Annotated in this window: 17 protein-coding genes and 1 tRNA gene; 2 read left to right on the top strand and 16 right to left on the bottom strand. The window is 71.5% G+C overall.

Going from position 1 to position 19,035, the window contains the following annotated elements; genetic code table 11:
• Positions 1–113: 113 nt before the first annotated feature.
• The 16 genes from ACFVU3_RS01015 to ACFVU3_RS00940 all read right to left on the bottom strand — a co-directional run bounded on the left by ACFVU3_RS01015 (position 114) and on the right by ACFVU3_RS00940 (position 17,936).
• Positions 114–527 carry a hypothetical protein gene (locus ACFVU3_RS01015; protein WP_390062536.1) on the bottom strand — a complete coding sequence of 138 codons (414 nt, stop codon included), beginning with the start codon at positions 525–527 and terminating at the stop codon, positions 114–116.
• A 284-nt stretch (positions 528–811) separates the two neighbouring features.
• Complete coding sequence (locus ACFVU3_RS01010; protein WP_390062535.1) at positions 812–2,125, bottom strand: MraY family glycosyltransferase; 1,314 nt, start codon at positions 2,123–2,125, stop codon at positions 812–814.
• 119 nt (positions 2,126–2,244) lie between these two features.
• A complete protein-coding gene (glyA, locus tag ACFVU3_RS01005; protein WP_390062533.1) occupies positions 2,245–3,492 on the bottom strand; it encodes a serine hydroxymethyltransferase in 1,248 nt (415 codons plus the stop codon).
• 93 nt (positions 3,493–3,585) lie between these two features.
• Positions 3,586–4,230 (bottom strand): protein-tyrosine-phosphatase, encoded by a 645-nt coding sequence (locus tag ACFVU3_RS01000; protein ID WP_390062532.1) that lies wholly within the window; start codon positions 4,228–4,230, stop codon positions 3,586–3,588.
• Positions 4,227–4,874 (bottom strand): L-threonylcarbamoyladenylate synthase, encoded by a 648-nt coding sequence (locus ACFVU3_RS00995; protein ID WP_390062530.1) that lies wholly within the window; start codon positions 4,872–4,874, stop codon positions 4,227–4,229. Before ACFVU3_RS00995 ends, ACFVU3_RS01000 begins: the two co-directional genes overlap by 4 nt.
• A gap of 37 nt (positions 4,875–4,911) precedes the next feature.
• Positions 4,912–5,757, bottom strand: a complete 846-nt coding sequence (gene prmC / locus ACFVU3_RS00990) for a peptide chain release factor N(5)-glutamine methyltransferase (RefSeq protein WP_189847941.1) — start codon at positions 5,755–5,757, stop codon at positions 4,912–4,914.
• A 105-nt stretch (positions 5,758–5,862) separates the two neighbouring features.
• The gene (gene prfA, locus ACFVU3_RS00985; protein WP_030761594.1) at positions 5,863–6,939 is read right to left on the bottom strand and encodes a peptide chain release factor 1; all 1,077 of its coding nucleotides are present in this window, start codon (positions 6,937–6,939) and stop codon (positions 5,863–5,865) included.
• Positions 6,940–7,036: 97 nt separating this feature from the next.
• Positions 7,037–7,261: a 50S ribosomal protein L31 gene (gene rpmE, locus ACFVU3_RS00980; protein WP_390062528.1), complete on the bottom strand. Its 225-nt coding sequence runs from the start codon at positions 7,259–7,261 to the stop codon at positions 7,037–7,039.
• 157 nt (positions 7,262–7,418) lie between these two features.
• On the bottom strand, positions 7,419–8,516 hold the full coding sequence (locus ACFVU3_RS00975; RefSeq protein ID WP_390062526.1) for an LCP family protein: 1,098 nt from the start codon (positions 8,514–8,516) through the stop codon (positions 7,419–7,421).
• 218 nt (positions 8,517–8,734) lie between these two features.
• Positions 8,735–10,753 (bottom strand): transcription termination factor Rho, encoded by a 2,019-nt coding sequence (gene rho / locus ACFVU3_RS00970; RefSeq protein ID WP_390062524.1) that lies wholly within the window; start codon positions 10,751–10,753, stop codon positions 8,735–8,737.
• 429 nt (positions 10,754–11,182) lie between these two features.
• Entirely contained in the window at positions 11,183–12,100 is a 918-nt protein-coding gene (gene thrB, locus ACFVU3_RS00965; protein WP_390062523.1) for a homoserine kinase, read from the bottom strand.
• Between the two features lie 321 nt (positions 12,101–12,421).
• Positions 12,422–13,492 carry a threonine synthase gene (gene thrC / locus ACFVU3_RS00960; protein ID WP_376596040.1) on the bottom strand — a complete coding sequence of 357 codons (1,071 nt, stop codon included), beginning with the start codon at positions 13,490–13,492 and terminating at the stop codon, positions 12,422–12,424.
• Positions 13,493–13,498: 6 nt separating this feature from the next.
• The gene (locus tag ACFVU3_RS00955; protein WP_390062999.1) at positions 13,499–14,797 is read right to left on the bottom strand and encodes a homoserine dehydrogenase; all 1,299 of its coding nucleotides are present in this window, start codon (positions 14,795–14,797) and stop codon (positions 13,499–13,501) included.
• Positions 14,798–14,935: 138 nt separating this feature from the next.
• Positions 14,936–16,327, bottom strand: a complete 1,392-nt coding sequence (lysA, locus tag ACFVU3_RS00950) for a diaminopimelate decarboxylase (RefSeq protein ID WP_390062521.1) — start codon at positions 16,325–16,327, stop codon at positions 14,936–14,938.
• A gap of 15 nt (positions 16,328–16,342) precedes the next feature.
• Positions 16,343–17,329: an ArgS-related anticodon-binding protein NrtL gene (nrtL, locus tag ACFVU3_RS00945; RefSeq protein WP_390062520.1), complete on the bottom strand. Its 987-nt coding sequence runs from the start codon at positions 17,327–17,329 to the stop codon at positions 16,343–16,345.
• Between the two features lie 136 nt (positions 17,330–17,465).
• Positions 17,466–17,936 carry a response regulator gene (locus ACFVU3_RS00940; protein WP_390062518.1) on the bottom strand — a complete coding sequence of 157 codons (471 nt, stop codon included), beginning with the start codon at positions 17,934–17,936 and terminating at the stop codon, positions 17,466–17,468.
• 160 nt (positions 17,937–18,096) lie between these two features.
• On the opposite strand from ACFVU3_RS00940, the gene ACFVU3_RS00935 reads away from it, so the two are divergent.
• Both ACFVU3_RS00935 and ACFVU3_RS00930 read left to right on the top strand, forming a co-directional pair.
• Positions 18,097–18,168 (top strand) — tRNA-Arg (locus ACFVU3_RS00935).
• Positions 18,169–18,404: 236 nt separating this feature from the next.
• Entirely contained in the window at positions 18,405–18,995 is a 591-nt protein-coding gene (locus ACFVU3_RS00930) for a hypothetical protein (protein ID WP_390062517.1), read from the top strand.
• Positions 18,996–19,035: the final 40 nt, after the last annotated feature.

The raw sequence follows: 19,035 nt of genomic DNA, 5'->3' as shown, positions 1-19,035 counted from the left end.
CATCGAGCCTCGCGCTGGGACAGGCGCCTCTTCGGATGCCCGCGCCCGCAGTGCCGCAGTTGGCACCGGACGATAGCAGGAAGCCGAACGCGTCTTTATCCCGGCCCTACCCTTCACGACTTCGAACCCGTTTTCTCGGGCTCGACGTACGCGATCTTGGCCTTCATGTAGGCACGGGCCTGGGCCGCGACCCACACCACGGTCGCCGCGAGCAGCGTGAAGGCGAAGGCCTTGAAGTCGAACACCGTGGTGCTCTTCAGCAAGGCCAGGAAGACGAAGAGAACCAGCAGCTGGGTCGTGTAGAGCAAGAGCCCCATGGCCTGGAACAGCTGCGGAAGTTTCTTTGCCGTCCGCTGCAGCACCAGCATCCCGATGCCCATGAAGAGGAGCACGACCAGGGTGCCGAGAACGGCGCCGACAGCTCCCTTCCCGCCGGCGACGATGCCGCTGATCACCGTGGCGATGGCGCCGACGGCGGCAGTGGGTACGACGGCCGAGAGAAGAAGGCGTGCGTCGCTGGAAGGCATGGCGGTGTCTCCGCTGTGATGGAGGGGGCGATGGTGTCGTCAGGGACGAGCGTAAGCCCGGTCCGAGGTGGGTCTCGGGGCCAACAGACCGTCGCACTACGGTCTTTCGGCACTGTCGCCGGGTCTCGTGAACCGTATCACAAACTATTTGAATAGGTCTTTACTCATGGGGTGTGCCAACTGTCACACATGAGGGTTACAACGCGCGGTTGTGCGCGACAGCGGGGCGTCTTGTCTGGTATTGGCCCCGACTGAGGCATTCGGAATCCGTCAGTGACGTGGCGTCAACTGGGCGTTCCGGCCTTCCTCCGGTCGGAGAAGCGCGAACGGTGACCGATGGCCGTGGAACCGTGCAGTCCGGCCGGCACCGGCACCCGCTCCTCCTCCTCCGCCGCCATCGCGTGCTCCGGCTCCGGCTCCGGGACCGGCTTGCGGCGCCGGTAGCGCGGCGGGACGACGGCCTCCGCCCAGCGGGGCGCCCGCGGCGAGAAGCGCGGCAGCAGGAGCAGCACCAGACCGATGGCGCTCAGCACGGTGATGACCAGCACGATCCACATCGACGTCGAGTGCACCGAGTACGCGAGCGTGCCGAAGGCGATCAGCGCCGACCAGAAGTACATGATCAGCACGGCCCGGCTGTGCGAGTGGCCGATCTCCAGGAGCCGGTGGTGCAGGTGGCCGCGGTCGGCCGCGAAGGGCGACTGGCCCTTCCAGGTGCGCCGCACGATCGCCAGGACCAGGTCGGTCATCGGGATCGCGATGATGGTCAGCGGCAGAATCAGCGGGATGAAGACCGGCAGGGCCGCGTGGGTCGCCTCCCGGGTCGAGCCCTCGAAGATCTTCAGGGTGTCGGGGTCCACCTGGCCGGTGATCGAGATGGCGGAGGCGGCCAGGATCAGGCCGATCAGCATCGAGCCGGAGTCGCCCATGAAGATCCTCGCCGGGTGCATGTTGTGCGGCAGGAAGCCCAGGCACATGCCCATGAGGATCGCGGCGAAGAGGGTCGCGGGGGCCGCGGCCTCGATCGTGTAGCCGTACCAGAGCCGGTACGCGTACAGGAAGAAGGCGCCGGTGGCGATGCAGACCATGCCGGCGGCGAGACCGTCGAGGCCGTCGACGAAGTTGACCGCGTTGATCGTGAGGACGACCAGGGCCACCGTCAGCAGCGTGCCCTGCCACTGGGTCAGCGCGACCGTCCCGACGCCGGGGATCGGCAGCCACAGGATCGTCAGACCCTGCGCCACCATCACGCCGGCCGAGATCATCTGGGCGCCCAGCTTGATCAGCGCGTCCAGCTCGAACTTGTCGTCCAGGACGCCGATCAGCCAGATCAGCGCGGCGCCGGAGAGCAGCGCCCGCGGCTCGTTCGACTGCTCGAAGACGCTGTTGAGGTTCTGGAGGTGGTCGGCGACCAGCAGGCCCGCGCACAGCCCGAAGAACATGGCGATGCCACCGAGCCGCGGAGTCGGTTCTCGGTGTACGTCACGCGCGCGGATCTCGGGCATCGCGCCGGTCGCGATGGCGAACTTCCGCACCGGACCGGTCAGCAGATAGGTCACCGCGGCCGTGACACAGAGCGTCAGCAGGTAATCACGCACGGGCTGTCCCCACAGGAATCGCTGGCCATCTCAGCCCCACACCCTAGCCGTGCCGTCCATGTGGTTGGAGACACCAGGGGCCCCGGAACGGTTGCGGCCGCTCCACGGCCGTCTTCCGTTCACCGTCCATACGGGGGAAAACTCCTGGTCAGCTCCCGTACCTCGGCCCGTACCCGAGCCGTCTCCTCCGGTTCGTCGCGCAGTGCCGCGGTGAAGAGCGCGGCGATCCGCGCCATCTCCGGGGCGCCCATCCCCTGGGTGGTGACCGCCGCGGTGCCGAGCCGGATGCCGCGCCCGTCCCCGTACGGCAGGGCGCAGGTGTCCAGGACCATCCCGGCCGCGGAGAGCCGGGCCCGGGCGGTGCGGCCGTCGACGCCCAGCGGCGAGGGGTCGGCGGTGATGAGGTGGGTGTCGGTGCCGCCGGTGGTCAGCACGAAGCCCTCGGCGGAGAGCGCGGCCGCCAGCACGCGCGCGTGCTCGACCACCCGATGGGCGTACGCGGTGAAGACCGGAGTGGACGCCTCCCCCAGCGCCACCGCCTTCGCCGCGATGGTGTGCATCTGGGCGCCGCCCTGGGTGAACGGGAAGACGGCCCGGTCCACCCGCGCGGCCAGCTCCTCCGTGCACAGCACCATCCCGCCGCGCGGACCGCGCAGCACCTTGTGGGTGGTGGCGCAGACGATGTCGGCGTACGGGACCGGGTTCGGCGCCGCTCCCCCGGCGACGAGCCCGATGGGGTGCGCCGCGTCGGCGATCAGATAGGCGCCGACCTCGTCGGCGACGGCCCGGAAGAGCGCGTAGTCGGGGTGGCGGGGGTAGGAGATCGAGCCGCAGACGATCGCCTTCGGCCGGTGGTGGCGGGCGAGCGCGGCGAGCTGCTCGTAGTCGATGAGCCCGGTCTCGGCGTCGACGCCGTACGGGACGAAGTCGAACCAGCGGCCGGAGAAGTTCGCCGGCGAACCGTGCGTGAGGTGCCCTCCGTGGTCCAGGCCCATGGCGAGGACCGTGTCACCGGGCCTGAGAAGGGCCGCGTACGCCGCCAGGACGGCCGAGGAGCCCGAGTGCGGCTGGAGGTTCGCATGATCGGCTCCGAAGAGCGCGGTGGCCCGTTCCACGGCGATCCGCTCGGCGGCGTCGGCGTACTCGCAGCCGCCGTGGTGCCGGGCGCCCGGATACCCCTCGGCGTACTTGTTGGCGAGCGGCGAGCCGAGGGTGGCGAGCACCGCCGGCGAGGTGAAGTTCTCCGCCGCGATCAGCTGGAGCGTCTCCGCCTGGCGCCGCCCCTCCCCGAGCAGCACGTCGGCGATCTCGGGATCCTGCCGCCGCAGGACGTCGAGGACCTCTTCGGGGGGCGCGCTGACCGACATGGCTGACTCCGTGCCTGGAGGGACGTAGCACCAATGTAGGCGCGCCCTCCCCCGCACGCCCCCCGGACGCCGCCGGCCGCGCCGGGACGCCCGTCAGTCCTTCGTCGGGACGCCCGTCAGGGCCGTGACGACCGGGTCCAGGGCTTCCTGGATCTCGTCGCCGATGGAGCGGAAGACGGTGATGGGGGCGCCGTAGGGGTCGTTGACCTCGTCCGCTTCGGCGGAGGGGGCCAGGAGCCACCCGCGTAGAGCGGCGGCCGCCCGGACCAGGGCGCGTGCGCGTTCGACCACGCCGTCGCGCGGATCCGGGAGGGTGGCGGGGTCGATGGCGCGGACCAGCCGGGTGAACTCCTTCAGGGTGAAGGTGCGCAGGCCGGCCGAGTGGCCCATCGAGATGACCTGCGCGCGGTGGTCGCGGGTCGCGGTGAGGACGAGGTCGGCGCGGATGACGTGCTCGTCGAGGAGCTCGCGCCCGACGAAGCCGCTGTGATCGGCGCCGAAGTCGGCGAGGACCAGCTCCGCGTTGGTCTCCATGGGGGCGCCCTCGTGCCCCCAGGTGCCGGCGCTCTCCACGATGAGGCCCCGGCCGAGCCCGTCGCCGAGCCGCTCGCCCAGGGCGTGGCGGGTCAGCCGCTCGGTGATGGGCGAGCGGCAGACGTTGCCGGTGCTGACGTGGAGGATGCGGAAGGTGCCGACGTGCTCGTACCCCGCTATGCCACGCCCCTCAGGGGCGGTCAACTGGCCACCTCGAGGTCGGGTACGACCTTGCGGAGCTCCTCCGGTGACAGCGCGCCCTCGCGCAGCAGCACCGGGATCTTGCCCGTGACGTCGACGATGGAGGAGGGGACGATGCCGGGCGTCGGGCCGCCGTCGAGGTAGACGGAGACGGCGTCGCCGAGCATCTGCTGGGCGGCGTCGCAGTCCTCCGGCGCGGGGTGCCCGGTGAGGTTGGCCGAGGAGACGGCCATGGGGCCGACCTCGGTGAGCAGCTCGATGGCGACCGGGTGCAGCGGCATGCGGATGGCGACGGTGCCGCGGGTGTCGCCGAGGTCCCACATGAGGGACGGCTGGTGGCGGGCGACCAGGGTGAGCGCGCCGGGCCAGAAGGCGTCGACGAGCTCCCACGCGTGCTCGGAGAAGTCGGTGACGAGGCCGTGCAGGGTGTTCGGGGAGCCGATGAGGACGGGGGTGGGCATGGTGCGCCCCCGGCCCTTGGCGGTGAGCAGGTCGGCGACGGCCTCGCCGGAGAAGGCGTCGGCGCCGAGCCCGTACACGGTGTCGGTGGGGAGCACGACGAGCTCGCCGCGGCGGACGGCCGACGCGGCTTCGCGCAGGCCGGTCGCGCGATCGGTCGACTCGTTGCAGTCGTATCGGCGTGCCATCAGTCGCGCTCCTCCTCGGTGGTGGTGCGGTGCCGGCTCATGGCATCGCCTTGCGGGCGGTCGCGAAGCGCGGCCGGTTGTTCAGGTCGGGGTGGTCGGCGGCGTCCGCCCAGCCGGCCTCCTCGTTGAAGATCCACGGGACCTGGCCGCCCTGGGTGTCGGCGTGCTCGATGACGACGAGGCCGCCGGGGCGGAGCAGCCGGTGGGCGGTGCGCTCGATGCCGCGGATGGTGTCGAGGCCGTCCTCGCCGGAGAAGAGCGCCATCTCGGGGTCGTGGTCGCGCGCCTCGGGGGCGACGTACTCCCACTCGGTGAGGGGGATGTACGGCGGGTTGGAGATGACCAGGTCGACCTGGCCGTTCAGCTCCGGGAGCGCGGTGAGCGCGTCGCCCTGGTGGACGGTGACGCGGGAGCCCTCGGCGTTCTTCCGGGTCCAGACGAGCGCGTCGTCGGAGAGCTCGACGGCGTGGACGCGCGAGCGCGGCACCTCCTGGGCCATCGCGAGGGCGATGGCGCCGGAGCCGGTGCAGAGGTCGACGATGAGCGGCTCGACGACGTCCATGGCGCGCACGGCGTCTATGGCCCAGCCGACCACGGACTCGGTCTCCGGGCGCGGCACGAAGACGCCGGGGCCGACCTGGAGCTCCAGGTAGCGGAAGAACGCCCGGCCGGTGATGTGCTGGAGCGGTTCGCGCGCCTCGCGGCGGGCGATGGCCTCCCAGTAGCGGGCGTCGAAGTCGGCGTCCTTGACGTTGTGCAGCTCCCCCCGCTTGACGCCGTGCACGAACGCGGCGAGCTCCTCGGCGTCGAAACGCGGTGAGGGAACGCCGGCGTCGGCCAGCCGCTGGGTGGCCTGGGCCACCTCGGCAAGCAGCAGGTTCACGCTGGTCCTCCGTGGTGCGGGGTGGGGCTGGAGAGGGGCCTTACGCGGGCGCCGGGGCGCCGGGGCGCCGGGGCCCCGGTCGGGGGTCCCGGCGGCGCGGACGGCTCAGGTGGCGGCGAGCTTCGCCGCCGAGTCGGCGTCGACGCACGCCTGGATGACGGCGTCGAGCTCGCCGTCGAGGACCTGGTCGAGGTTGTACGCCTTGAAACCGACGCGATGGTCGGAGAGGCGGTTCTCCGGGAAGTTGTACGTCCGGATCTTCTCGGAGCGGTCGACCGTGCGGACCTGGCTGCGGCGGGCGTCGGCGGCCTCGGCCTCGGCCTTCTCCTGGGCGGCGGCGAGAAGGCGGGAGCGCAGGATGCGCATCGCCTGCTCCTTGTTCTGGAGCTGGCTCTTCTCGTTCTGGCAGGAGGCGACGATGCCGGTCGGCAGGTGGGTGATGCGGACCGCGGAGTCGGTGGTGTTGACCGACTGGCCGCCGGGGCCGGACGAGCGGTAGACGTCGATGCGCAGGTCGTTGGCGTGGATCTCGACGTCGACCTCCTCGGCCTCGGGCGTGACGAGCACGCCGGCGGCGGAGGTGTGGATGCGGCCGGCCGACTCGGTGGCGGGCACACGCTGCACGCGGTGGACGCCGCCCTCGTACTTGAGGCGGGCCCAGACGCCCTGGCCGGGCTCGGTGGCGCCCTGGCCGCCCTTGGTCTTCACGGCGACCTGGACGTCCTTGTAGCCGCCGAGCTCGGACTCGGTGGCGTCGATGATCTCGGTCTTCCAGCCGACGCGCTCGGCGTAGCGGAGGTACATGCGGAGCAGGTCCCCGGCGAAGAGGGCGGACTCGTCGCCGCCGGCGCCGGCCTTGATCTCCAGGATGACGTCCTTGTCGTCGCTGGGGTCGCGCGGGACCAGCAGGAGGCGGAGCTTCTCGGTGAGCTCCTCGCGCTGCTTCTCCAGCTCCTTGACCTCGGCGGCGAAGTCGGGATCGTCGTGCGCGAACTCGCGCGCGGTCTCGATGTCGTCCCCGGTCTGCTTCCAGGAGCGGTACGTGCCGACGATCGGGGTCAGCTCGGCGTAGCGCTTGTTCAGCTTGCGCGCGTTGGCCTGGTCGGCGTGGACCGACGGGTCTGCGAGCTTCTTCTCGAGATCGGCGTGTTCGCCGACCAGTTCCTCGACCGCCTCGAACATCTTCGGGCTCCTGGTTTCGTCAGTTGCTACGGGGACGCCAAAGCGCCGGTCCCGGCCGCCCCGCGCGGGGGCGGCCGATGACCGGCGCGGGGGCTCGCTACTTCGTGGCGGAGCCGGCGGCCTTGCCGAAGCGGGCCTCGAAGCGGGCGACGCGGCCACCCGTGTCGAGGATCTTCTGCTTGCCCGTGTAGAACGGGTGGCACTCGGAGCAGACCTCGGCACGGATGGTGCCCTCGGTGAGGGTGCTGCGGGTGGTGAACGACGCGCCACAGGTGCAGCTGACCTGGGTCTCGACGTACTCGGGGTGGATCTCGCGCTTCAAGGTGTCTCCTAGTTCCGGGAGGGCTCCGGGTCGTCGCCGCGGGTTGCGGCGGACGTGAACCGGGGCCGACGTACCAGTCTGCCAGGACCGGCCGCATCTCCCCAAACCGGGGTGGGGCCGCCGGTATTCCCCGGCGCCCGCGCGCCGCGTCCCGCGGCTACCGCACGACGCCCTCGGCCTTGCCTGTGGCGGTGTCCTCGGTGGCCGCGGCGGGGATCGGCAGATCGCCCTCCAGGGCCTTCCAGACCTGCTTCGCCTTCGCCTCGACGGGGACGACCCGGTTCGGGTCCTGGGGGTCGTACCGGACGGGCAGGGTCACCATGTGGACCTCGTCGGCGGAGATGCCGGTGAGGCCCTGGGCGAAGCCCATCAGCTCCTGGACGGAGTCGAGCTCGGAGTCGGGCCTGATGGCCTTGGTGGCGGCGTCGGCGAGGTCGAGGAGCTTCTTGGGGTTGGTCCCGACGCCGACGTCCTTGATCTGGTCGATGAACGCCTTCATGAACGCCTGCTGGAGCTGGATGCGGCCGAGGTCGCTGCCGTCGCCGACGCTCTTGCGGGTGCGGACGAGGCCGAGGGACTGCTCGCCGTCGAGGGTGTGGGTGCCGGGCTCCAGGTCGAGGTGGCTCTTGGAGTCCTTGATGGCCTGGGTGGTGGTGATCTCCACGCCGCCGAGGGTGTCGATGAGCTTCTTGAAGCCGGTGAAGTCGACCTCGATGTAGTGGTCCATGCGGATGCCGGACATGGCCTCGACGGTCTTCACGGCGCAGGCGGGGCCGCCGACCTCGTACGCGGTGTTGAACATGGCGCGGGTCTCGCCGGCGGCCTCGGTCCCCTGTTCGCCGGCGCAGGCGGGGCGGTCGACGAGGGTGTCGCGCGGGATGGAGACGACGCTCGCCTTCTTGTGGCCCTCGTAGACGTGGACGACCATCGCGGTGTCGGAGCGGGCGCCGCCCTCGTCCTTGCCGTAGGCGCCGTTGTCGCCGGAGCGGGAGTCGGAGCCGAGGACGAGGATGTCCAGGGAGCCGTTGTCGACGTTCTTGGGGCGGTCGGTGCCCAGCTGGGCGTTGATGTCGACGCCCTGGATGTTGCCGTCGAGCTTGAGGTACACGTAGCCGAGTCCGGCGCCGGCCAGGACGAGCACGGCGGTGGCGCCGGACACGGCTATGCCGATCCGGCGGCGGCGTTTGGCGGGCGGTTTGCGGCGGCGTCCGGTGGCGCCTCCGCGTGCGCGCCCGCTGCTGTTCTGCTCGGTCATCGTCTTCCCTCGGCCTATGGTTCACCTTTTGTGACGGCGAAGCATCCGAAAGGGTTGCATAGCGACCTGTGAGGTTTCGGTGGGCACACTGGCGACAACGCACTGTGCCCACCGCTCGGGGAGCGGTGGGCACAGTGTTTGCGCAGGTCACGAACGGATTACGGCGCGAGGGCCGTCACCCGCGGTGTGACACGGGTCTCCCCGCGTCACCGACGACGTCAGTCGTTGTTGCCGCCCGGCGTCGTCTTCTGGATCTGCAGCAGGAACTCGGCGTTCGACTTCGTCTGCTTGAGCTTGTCCAGGAGCAGCTCGATCGCCTGCTGCTGGTCGAGCGCGTGCAGCACGCGGCGGAGCTTCCAGGTGATGGCGAGCTCGTCGCTGCCGAGGAGGATCTCCTCCTTGCGGGTGCCCGAGGCGTCGACGTCGACGGCCGGGAAGATCCGCTTGTCGGCGAGCTTCCGGTCGAGCTTGAGCTCCATGTTGCCGGTGCCCTTGAACTCCTCGAAGATCACCTCGTCCATGCGCGAGCCGGTGTCGACCAGCGCGGTGGCCAGGATGGTCAGCGAGCCGCCGTCCTCGATGTTGCGCGCCGCACCGAAGAAGCGCTTCGGCGGGTAGAGCGCGGTCGAGTCGACACCACCGGACAGGATGCGGCCGGAGGCGGGCGCCGCGAGGTTGTACGCGCGGCCCAGGCGGGTGATGGAGTCCAGCAGGACGACCACGTCGTGACCCAGCTCGACGAGACGCTTGGCGCGCTCGATGGCCAGCTCGGCGACGGTGGTGTGGTCCTCGGCCGGGCGGTCGAAGGTCGAGGAGATGACCTCGCCCTTGACCGACCGCTGCATGTCGGTGACCTCTTCCGGACGCTCGTCGACCAGGACGACCATCAGGTGGCACTCGGGGTTGTTGTGGGTGATCGCGTTGGCGATCGCCTGCATGATCATGGTCTTGCCGGTCTTCGGCGGGGCCACGATCAGACCGCGCTGGCCCTTGCCGATCGGCGACACGAGGTCGATGATCCGCGTGGTCAGCACACCCGGGTCGGACTCCAGACGGAGCCGGTCCTGCGGGTAGAGCGGGGTCAGCTTGTTGAACTCGGGGCGGCCGCGGCCGGAGTCCGGCGCCATGCCGTTGGTCGAGTCGAGGCGGACCAGCGCGTTGAACTTCTCGCGGCGCTCGCCCTCCTTCGGCTGGCGGACCGCACCCGTGAGGTGGTCGCCCTTGCGCAGACCGCTCTTGCGGACCTGGGCGAGGGAGACGTACACGTCGTTCGGACCGGGCAGGTAGCCGGAGGTCCGGATGAACGCGTAGTTGTCGAGGATGTCGAGGATGCCCGCGACGGGGATCAGGACGTCGTCGTCGGAGACCTGCGGCTCGCCGGCGGCGAACTCGTCACGCCCGCGGCGCCCGCGGCGGTCGCGGTAGCGGCCGCGACGGCCACGGCGACCGCCGTCGAAGTCGTCGTCGTCCTGCAGACCGCCCTGCGGACCCTGGCCCTGGCCCTGGCCCTGGCTCTGCTGGCCCTGACCCTGGCCCTGGCGCTGCTGGTCCTTGCGCTGGCCGCCGCCCTGCTGCTGGTCGTCGCCCTTGCCGCGCTCGCGCTGACGGTCACGGCGATCCCGGCGGTCCCGGCGGCTGCGGCCCTCGGCGCCGTCCACGGCGGCCTCGGCCTTGTCGCCCTGCGGCTCGCCCTTGGCCTCGGTGCGCGGCTCGGTCTTCACGGCCTGCGCGGCGCCCTCGGCACCCTCCGGCGAACCGGCGGGGGCGGTGGCACGGCGGCGGCGGCGCTCGCCGGCCGGCTGCTCGTCGGCCTGCTCGGCGGCGGGCGACTTCGACGGCTGGCCCGGGATGTCGATCTGCTGCTGGGCCGGGGCCTGCTCGGTCTTCTCCGCCTTGGGCTCAGCGGCCTCGGCGGTCTCGCCCGTGCGGGCCTTGGAGGTGGCGCGGCGCTTCGGCTTGGTCTCGGCGGCGGCCTCGGTCTTGGCGGGGGCCGCGGCACCGCCGCCGGCCTGCGCCTCCTTGATGACCTCGATCAGCTGGCTCTTGCGCATCCGCGCGGTGCCCCTGATGCCGAGGCCGGACGCGACCTGCTGCAGCTCGGCCAGGACCATGCCCTCGAGGCCGGTGCCGGAGCGGCGGCGCCGTGCGGTGCCGCCACTGGCAGCACCTGCGGCGGGCGCGGTGGCGTCGACGGTGTCGTCGGCAGTCACGCCCATCAGATCGGTGGTGTCGCTCACGAAGGGTCCTTCCCTGGAGCGGACGTCGGCCCTGTGGCTCGGCGACCGGTTGTGCTGTCCGGCAGCGGTCCTGGTTGGCGGACCGTGTCCGGGGCGGTGGTCCCGCCGGGATGCGGCGAGAGGAGTGAAACGTGCTGTGGGTCCGGCCCGAGCGCCCCCTGCTCGGCCCTCGCATGGAATGAGCGAGGGGTGTCGTGCCGGTTCCGGAGCGTGCTCGAAACTGCTCAGGCAGGCTGCTCAGGCAGTTGGGGAGGCTCCCGGAAGAATGGGTGGTCCCTGAGGGGACACTCCGCACCGCTCCACAAAGAGGTCGGGTGCAGACTTGAGGTTAACACTACCGGCTCCAACAAACATTCCCCCTCTCACTCACCGGCAATCGCGTGTTCAGGACGCTGCCCGGCGTCCCGTACGGCGTCCGCCGCCGCGCCGTCAGGGCGCCAGCGGCAGCACGCTCGCTCCGGACTCGTCGAGGTCGAGCCGGTTGGCGGCCCAGCCCTCGCCCGCGAGCAGGGCGACCTTGTCGGCCGTCCCGTTGTCGGCCAGCGCGAGGACCGTGGGGCCCGCGCCGGAGATGACCGCGGGCACTCCGTCCGCCCGCAGCCGGTTCACGAGGGCGATGCTCTCCGGCATCGCGGGGGCCCGGTACTCCTGGTGCAGCCGGTCCTCGGTGGCCGCGAGCAGCAGCTCGGGGCGGCGGGTCAGGGCCTCGACGAGGAGGGCGGCGCGACCGGCGTTGGCGGCGGCGTCCACGTGCGGGACGGTGCGCGGCAGCAGGCCCCGGGCGGTCTCCGTCAGCACCGGCTTCCCGGGGACGAAAACCACCGGAACGATGGAATCCGAGGGCTCCATCCTGATCGCCCTGGCGGCGCCGGCCTCGGTCCACGCGAGGGTGAAGCCGCCGAGCAGACAGGCGGCGACGTTGTCGGGGTGGCCCTCGATCTCGGTGGCCAGCTCCAGCAGGGCGGCCTCGTCGAGCTTGGCGTCCCCGCCTATGGTCACGGCGCGGGCGGCGACGATGCCGGCGCAGATGGCGGCGGAGGAGGAGCCGAGTCCGCGGCCGTGCGGGATGCGGTTGGCACACACGACCTCCAGGCCGCGCGGCTGCCCGCCGAGCAGGTCGAAGGCCGTACGCAGCGAGCGTACGAGCAGGTGGCTCTCGTCGCGCGGGAGCGTCTCGGCGCCCTCTCCGGCGATGTCGACGTGCAGCCCGGAGTCGGCGACCCGGACGACGATGTCGTCGTAGAGGCCCAGCGACAGGCCGAAGGCGTCGAAGCCCGGGCCGAGGTTGGCGCTGGTGGCGGGGACGCGCACCCGTACGGCGGCGGCGCGGAACGCGGGACCGGCCATCGCTCGATGACTCTCCTTGACTGCGGCAACGGGGTGTTCAAGAGAAGTGCTGGAGAACCCGGGGGACCGTTTCGGCCGTTCGGTCGCGAGGAGGCGACAACGGCAACGACACCGCGCATATGCGCCGGGGCGGGTTCGGTACAGCCTATCGAAGGAAGGTTCTGTGGCGACATAGGGCGCACGGGAGGCGCACGATGCGTGTCGCGCGCCAACCTGTGCGCCTATGTACGTTCCTGATCGGGTTTCGACCAGGAGCCTCACCCCGTCGGGGGAGTTTCCGCTCGTTCCCGAGCATCCGCTCCCCCGTCCGGGGCATCGGGATCAGGCCAGTCCGAGCCGCTCCGCGGCGGCCGCGGCGTCCACCGGGACGGTGACCGGCTGCGGGGCGCCGGCGACGGCCCAGTCGGGGTCCTTCAGGCCGTTGCCGGTGACGGTGCAGACGATCCGCTGGCCCGGGTCGACCTTGCCCTGCTCGGCGGCCTTCAGCAGACCGGCGACCGAGGCGGCCGAGGCGGGCTCCACGAAGACGCCCTCCTGCGCGGCCAACAGGCGGTAGGCGCGCAGGATCTCACGGTCCGTCACCTCGTCGATGAAGCCGCCCGACTCGTCCCGCGCGGCGATCGCGTACTGCCAGGAGGCCGGGTTGCCGATGCGGATCGCGGTGGCGATGGTCGACGGGTCCTTGACGACCTCGCCGCGCACCAGCGGGGCCGAACCGGACGCCTGGAAGCCCCACATGCGCGGCCGGCGGGTCGCCAGACCGTCGGCGGCGTACTCGGTGTAGCCCTTCCAGTAGGCCGTGATGTTGCCGGCGTTGCCGACGGGCAGCACGTGGATGTCGGGGGCGTCCCCGAGCATGTCCACGATCTCGAACGCGGCGGTCTTCTGGCCCTCGATGCGGACCGGGTTGACCGAATTGACCAGCGCCACCGGGTAGTTCTCGGAGAGCGACCGGGCCAGCGTCAGGCAGTCGTCGAAGTTGCCGTCGACCTGGAGGATCTTCGCGCCGTGCACGAGGGCCTGGCCCATCTTGCCGAGCGCGATCTTGCCCTGGGGCACCAGGACCGCGGAGACCATCCCGGCCCGCACCGCGTACGCGGCGGCGGAGGCGGAGGTGTTGCCGGTGGAGGCGCAGATGACCGCCTTGGCGCCCTCCTCCTTGGCCCGGGTGATGGCCATGGTCATGCCCCGGTCCTTGAAGGAGCCGGTGGGGTTGGCGCCCTCGACCTTGAGGTGCACCTCGCAGCCCGTGCGCTCGGAGAGGACCTGAGCGGGGACGAGCGGCGTACCGCCCTCACGGAGCGTGACGACCGGCGTCGTGTCCGTGACCGGAAGACGGTCCCGGTACTCCTCGATGATGCCGCGCCACTGGTGGGTGCCCTTGTTGGTCATGGGTCCTTACTCCCCTTCAACACGCATGATGCTGGCGACACCGCGCACGGTGTCGAGCTTGCGCAGCGCCTCGACCGTCCCGGAGAGGGCGGCGTCGGGCGCGCGGTGGGTGACGACGACGAGGCTGGCCTCGCCGTCTCCGTCCTGTCGACCGTGCTGGCGCACGGTGTCGATGGATACACCGTGCTCAGCGAAGACCGTCGCGACCTGGGCGAGGACGCCCGGCTTGTCGGCCACGTCGAGACTGATGTGGTACCGCGTCACCACGTCGCCCATGGGGCTCACGGGCAGCTGGGTGTACGCGGACTCGCCGGGGCCCGTCGCCTCGTTGAGACGGTTGCGGCAGACGGCGACGACGTCGCCGAGAACGGCCGAGGCGGTCGGCGAGCCGCCGGCGCCGGGGCCGTAGAACATGAGCCGGCCCGCGGCCTCCGCCTCGACGAAGACCGCGTTGTACGCCTCGCGGACGGAGGCCAGCGGGTGGCTCAGCGGGATCATCGCCGGGTGCACGCGCGCGGTGACGGACTCGCCGTCGGCGGCCCGCTCGCAGATGGCGAGCAGCTTGATGGTGCAGCCCATCTGCCTGGCGGAGGCGAAGTCGGCGGCGGTGACCTCGGTCATGCCCTCGCGGTAGACGTCGTCGAGGCGCACGCGCGTGTGGAAGGCGATCCCGGCGAGGATGGCGGCCTTGGCGGCGGCGTCGAAGCCCTCGACGTCGGCGGTCGGGTCGGCCTCGGCGTAACCGAGCGCGGTGGCCTCGTCCAGGGCCTCCTGGTAGCCGGCGCCGGTCGAGTCCATCTTGTCGAGGATGAAGTTCGTGGTGCCGTTGACGATGCCCATCACGCGGTTGATCTTGTCGCCGGCGAGGGACTCGCGGAGCGGGCGGATCAGCGGGATGGCGCCGGCGACGGCGGCCTCGTAGTAGAGGTCCCGGCCGTGCTGCTCGGCGGCGGCGTAGAGGGTCGCGCCGTCCTGGGCGAGCAGCGCCTTGTTGGCGGAGACCACCGAGGCGCCGTGCTCGAAGGCCGTGGTGATGAGGGTGCGGGCCGGCTCGATCCCGCCGATGACCTCGACGACGACGTCGATGTCCCCGCGTTTGACCAGGGCGGTGGCGTCGGTGGTGATCAGCTCGGCGGGGATGCCGCCGCGGACCTTGTCGGGCCGGCGGACGGCGACGCCGGCGAGCTCGATCGGCGCGCCGATGCGCGCGGCGAGGTCGTCGGCGTGCGTCGTCATGATGCGCGCCACCTCGGAGCCGACAACTCCACAGCCCAGCAGCGCCACCTTCAGCGGACGCGTACGCATCATCCGACCTCGTTTCTCGTACTTCTGATTCGTATCTCTACGGTTCTGACGGGGGTGGAACAAGTCTCACTCACCGGACGGAGTATGCAGCCCTCTGTCCGGATCCTGAGACATTGATTCCACCACCCGACTATTTCATCAGCCGACGTCGAGACGCAGGAGATCTTCCTCCGTCTCGCGCCGGACGATGACCCTTGCTTCGCCGTCCCGGATCGCCACGACGGGCGGCCGGAGGGCGTGGTTGTAGTTGCTCGCCATGGAGCGGCAGTAGGCGCCGGTGGCGGGCACGGCGATCAGGTCGCCGGGCGCCAGGTCGGCGGGGAGGAAGGCGTCGCGCACGACGATGTCGCCGCTCTCGCAGTGCTTGCCGACGACCCGGGAGAGCATCGGCTCGGCGTCGCTGACGCGGGAGACCAGGCTGACGCTGTACTCGGCGTCGTACAGGGCGGTGCGGATGTTGTCCGACATGCCGCCGTCCACGCTCACGTACGTGCGCAGCCCGTCCAGGGGCTTGATCGTGCCGACCCGGTACAGCGTGAACGCGGTCGGTCCGACGATGGCGCGGCCCGGCTCGACCGAGATCCGGGGGGTGCGCAGCCCGGCGGACTCGCACTCGCGCGTGACGATCTCGCTGAGCGCCTTGGCGATCTCGTGCGGCTCGCGCGGGTCGTCCTCGGAGGTGTACGCGATGCCGAGGCCGCCGCCGAGGTCGATCTCGGGCAGCTCCACGCCGTGCTCGTCGCGCACCTCGGCGAGGAGCTGGACGACGCGGCGGGCCGAGACCTCGAAGCCCGCCATGTCGAAGATCTGGGAGCCGATGTGCGAGTGGATGCCGATGAGCTCCAGGCCGTCGAGCTTCAGCGCCCGGCGCACGGCCTCCGCGGCCTGCCCGCCGGCGAGCGCGATGCCGAACTTCTGGTCCTCGTGGGCGGTGGCGATGAACTCGTGGGTGTGCGCCTCGACGCCGACGGTCACGCGGATCTGGACGCGCTGCCGCTTGCCGAGCGAGTGGGCGATGTGGGCGACCCGGACGATCTCCTGGAAGGAGTCGAGGACGATCCGCCCGACGCCGGCCTCGACGGCCCGCCGGATCTCGCCCTCGCTCTTGTTGTTGCCGTGGAAGGCGATCCGCTCGGCGGGCATCCCGGCGGAGAGGGCGGTGGCGAGCTCGCCGCCGGAGCAGACGTCGAGGTTGAGCCCCTCCTCGTGGAGCCAGCGGACGATGGCGCGGGAGAGGAACGCCTTGCCGGCGTAGAAGACGTCGGCGTCCGGGCCGAACGCCTCGGCCCAGGCGCGGCAGCGGGCCCGGAAGTCGGTCTCGTCCAGGAAGTAGGCGGGGGTCCCGAACTCCTCGGCGAGGTCGGTGACGCGGAGTCCGCCGACGGTCGCGATCCCCTGCTCGTCCCGGTCGACGGTCCGCGCCCACACCTTGGGGTCGAGCGTGTTCAGGTCGGCGGGCGGCGCGGTGTAGTGCCCCTCGGGGAGGACGTCGGCGTGGCGGGGGCCGGCGGGGTGGGCGGAACGGCTCATGTCTGGTCAGCTCTTTCAGATCCGGTCGGGTGCGCTGATGCCGAGCACGGAGAGGCCGCCGGCGAGCACCGTCCCGGCGGCTTCGGCGAGCGCGAGCCGGGAGCGGTGGGCGGCCGAGGGTTTCTCGTCGCCGAGCGGCAGAACGGTGTGCTGGAAGCCGAGCAGCGCGTCGGCGACGGCTTCGAGGTGCCGCGCGACCCGGTCGGGGGCGCGGTGGCGGGCGGCGGCGAGAAGGACGTCGGGGTGGTCGCGGAGCAGCGCGGAGAGCGGGTCCTCGGCGTCGGTGCCGTGCGCGGCGCCGGCGCCGGTCCCGTACGCGGGGAGGACGCCGAGCTGCGCTCCGTTGACGAGGAGGCGCCGGGCGCGGGAGTGGGCGTACTGGACGCGGAAGAGCGGATTGCGTTCGTGCCGTACGAGGAGCGGGGGTCCGTCGAGGGGCCGGTCGTGGGGGGCGGCCCGCAGCAGCCGCCACCGGGCGGCGTCGGTCCCGAGCAGCGCGGTCTCGTCGGCGCCGGGGTGGACGTACGGCCGCTCGCCGCCGGCCTCGACGCCGGCGTCGGCGCCCTGTCCGCGCAGCAGCCCGGTCAGGCAGTCGACGACGACGGAGGCGCGGGCCTCGGACGGGGGGTCGAACCGCACGGTCTGTCCGGCGAGGGCGTCGCCGCGTCCGTACGCGAGCCCGGCGGCGCGGACGGCCCGGACGAGTCCGGCGCCGCTCTCCGGCCGCAGGGTGAAGTTCAGGAAGCCGGGTCCGGTGATGTCCACGGCGAGGATCCCGGCGGCGCCCTCGAGACGCGCCTTCAGCACGGAGGCGACGTCGAGCGCGGGCCGTCCGGCGGGCCGGGCGAGGGAGAGGGCGACGCTGCTGGCGTACTCCCCCACCCCTCCGGGCCTGGCCCTCTCGACCTTGACGCGCGGAGGGACGTCGACCCGCAGCGCACCGTCGTCGACCGCACGGCGCACGGCGTGCTGCACGGTGAGGGAGAGGTCCGCGGGGGTCACGGTCCCAGCCTAGGGGAGGAGGGGGGTCGGAACGCGAACCGGTTTCGCCATCCGGGCACCCGCGCCGACGCCCTGGGAGAACCCCCAGGTCAGATGGGCCCGGCGAAACGCCGCCGCACCGGGCGCGGGCCCTCCCTCACCACCCGGGGCGCATGCTCCCGGCGGCCGGTCTTCCTGAGGTCCCGTCCCCTGCGGACGGCTCCTCTCCCGCGTCGGGCCCACCGGCCTGGCGCCGCTGCCGGGGCTCCCGGTGCAGCAACTGCCGGACGACCCGGACGAGCTCCGCCGGCTCGAACGGCTTGGCGAGGAACGCGTCCGCCGCCGGAGCGGCCTCGCCCTCCCCGCAGGCACTGATGATCGCCACGGGCAGATGCCGGGTCCGCGGATCCTCCCGCAGCCGCTGGGCGGTCTTGATGCCGTCGAGCCGCGGCATGACGACGTCGAGCGTCACGACGTCGGGCCGCACCTGATGCACGACGTCCAGACACTCGGCACCATCGGCCGCGGTCACGACCTCGAACCCCTCGAGTTCGAGATTGACCCTGATCAACTGCCGGATGACCTTGTTGTCGTCGACAACGAGCACCCGCCCGGACACTCCTGACACGTGAACGAGAGTAGGCCGCCCCGAGAGGCTGCGTCCGGGTTTTGCCCACTTCCGACCCGTGCGAGCGAACACCCCCCTGGTGACGCCCCGGAAATACCTGTTCACAGGCACCCCGAGAGAGCTGGTAAGGTTTCACCCGTCGCCGCCGATCAACGGCGAAGCCCCCGTAGCTCAGGGGATAGAGCAACGGCCTCCGGAGCCGTGTGCGCAGGTTCGAATCCTGCCGGGGGCACTTCGCAGGAAGTGCCACACAGACCCCGTGATCAGCGGAAACGCTGAGCACGGGGTCTTGTTGTATGTGCGGGCGTGTGCCGGGGTGGGCGGCCGTATGGCAGGGGTCGCGGCCTATTCGCGGCCTGGGCCGTGGGGTGTCGGCGCAGGTCAGGGCCGGGGGTCGGGCCGACGAACGAGGGGAAGCAGCGGATGGGTTCGGGAGCCGGGGAGAGAACGACGGAGCCGGTTCGACCGGTGTGGGTGCTGACCCCGCTGGAGAGCGTCGGTCCGCTGCGCTTCGGCATGTCCGCCGACGAGGTCCGGGGCGCTCTTCCGGAAGCCGTCGAGTTGAGCCGTTTCTCCGCCGAGCCCTTCCACCCGGAGATCTACGGCCTCCAGCTCGGCTTCCATCCAGCGGTGCCGGCTGTCTACGCGTACTTCGAGGGCACCGGCCGCCTCTTCTGCGTGGCTGCCGACGCCGCCCATGGACCGCGCGTGACTCTGGACGGGCTGGAGCTGACCGGACGCGTGCCTGCCGTACTCCAGGAGACCGTCCTGGACCTTCATTCCTCGGGCACTCACCACGTGTCGTACGGTCCGCGAGGCAACCCGGGGATCAACGACGTCGGCATGGTCCTGCGCGTCCAGGACACCGAGGACGGGATCCTGACCCGGCCCGTTCTCGTGGGCCGCGAGTGGGCGGACCGCTGCACCGACGACTGGGAGGGATCCATTCCCGAGTGCGAGTGGCTGGGCCGTCAGTGGTACGTGCACGAGGGCTCGGACATGTACCCCCATCCCCGATACGCGACGAACTGGCCGGCCGGGTGGACTGCCCCGTTCTAGGCGGAGACGGCGTGGAGGAACGACCGGGCCTGCTCGGGAT

Source organism: Streptomyces sp. NPDC058052, from assembly GCF_042885515.1.
Taxonomy (GTDB): domain Bacteria; phylum Actinomycetota; class Actinomycetes; order Streptomycetales; family Streptomycetaceae; genus Streptomyces.
This window is presented reverse-complemented; position numbering and strand designations above follow the sequence as displayed.

Coding starts and splice junctions, on each gene's coding strand:
- prfA (WP_030761594.1), bottom strand. CDS start 6,939: ATGTTCGAGGCGGTCGAGGAACTGGTCGGCGAACACGCCGATCTCGAG.
- ACFVU3_RS00955 (WP_390062999.1), bottom strand. CDS start 14,797: ATGCGTACGCGTCCGCTGAAGGTGGCGCTGCTGGGCTGTGGAGTTGTC.
- thrC (WP_376596040.1), bottom strand. CDS start 13,492: ATGACCAACAAGGGCACCCACCAGTGGCGCGGCATCATCGAGGAGTAC.
- thrB (WP_390062523.1), bottom strand. CDS start 12,100: ATGGCCGGTCCCGCGTTCCGCGCCGCCGCCGTACGGGTGCGCGTCCCC.
- lysA (WP_390062521.1), bottom strand. CDS start 16,327: ATGAGCCGTTCCGCCCACCCCGCCGGCCCCCGCCACGCCGACGTCCTC.
- glyA (WP_390062533.1), bottom strand. CDS start 3,492: ATGTCGGTCAGCGCGCCCCCCGAAGAGGTCCTCGACGTCCTGCGGCGG.
- ACFVU3_RS00995 (WP_390062530.1), bottom strand. CDS start 4,874: ATGGCACGCCGATACGACTGCAACGAGTCGACCGATCGCGCGACCGGC.
- ACFVU3_RS00975 (WP_390062526.1), bottom strand. CDS start 8,516: ATGACCGAGCAGAACAGCAGCGGGCGCGCACGCGGAGGCGCCACCGGA.
- ACFVU3_RS01015 (WP_390062536.1), bottom strand. CDS start 527: ATGCCTTCCAGCGACGCACGCCTTCTTCTCTCGGCCGTCGTACCCACT.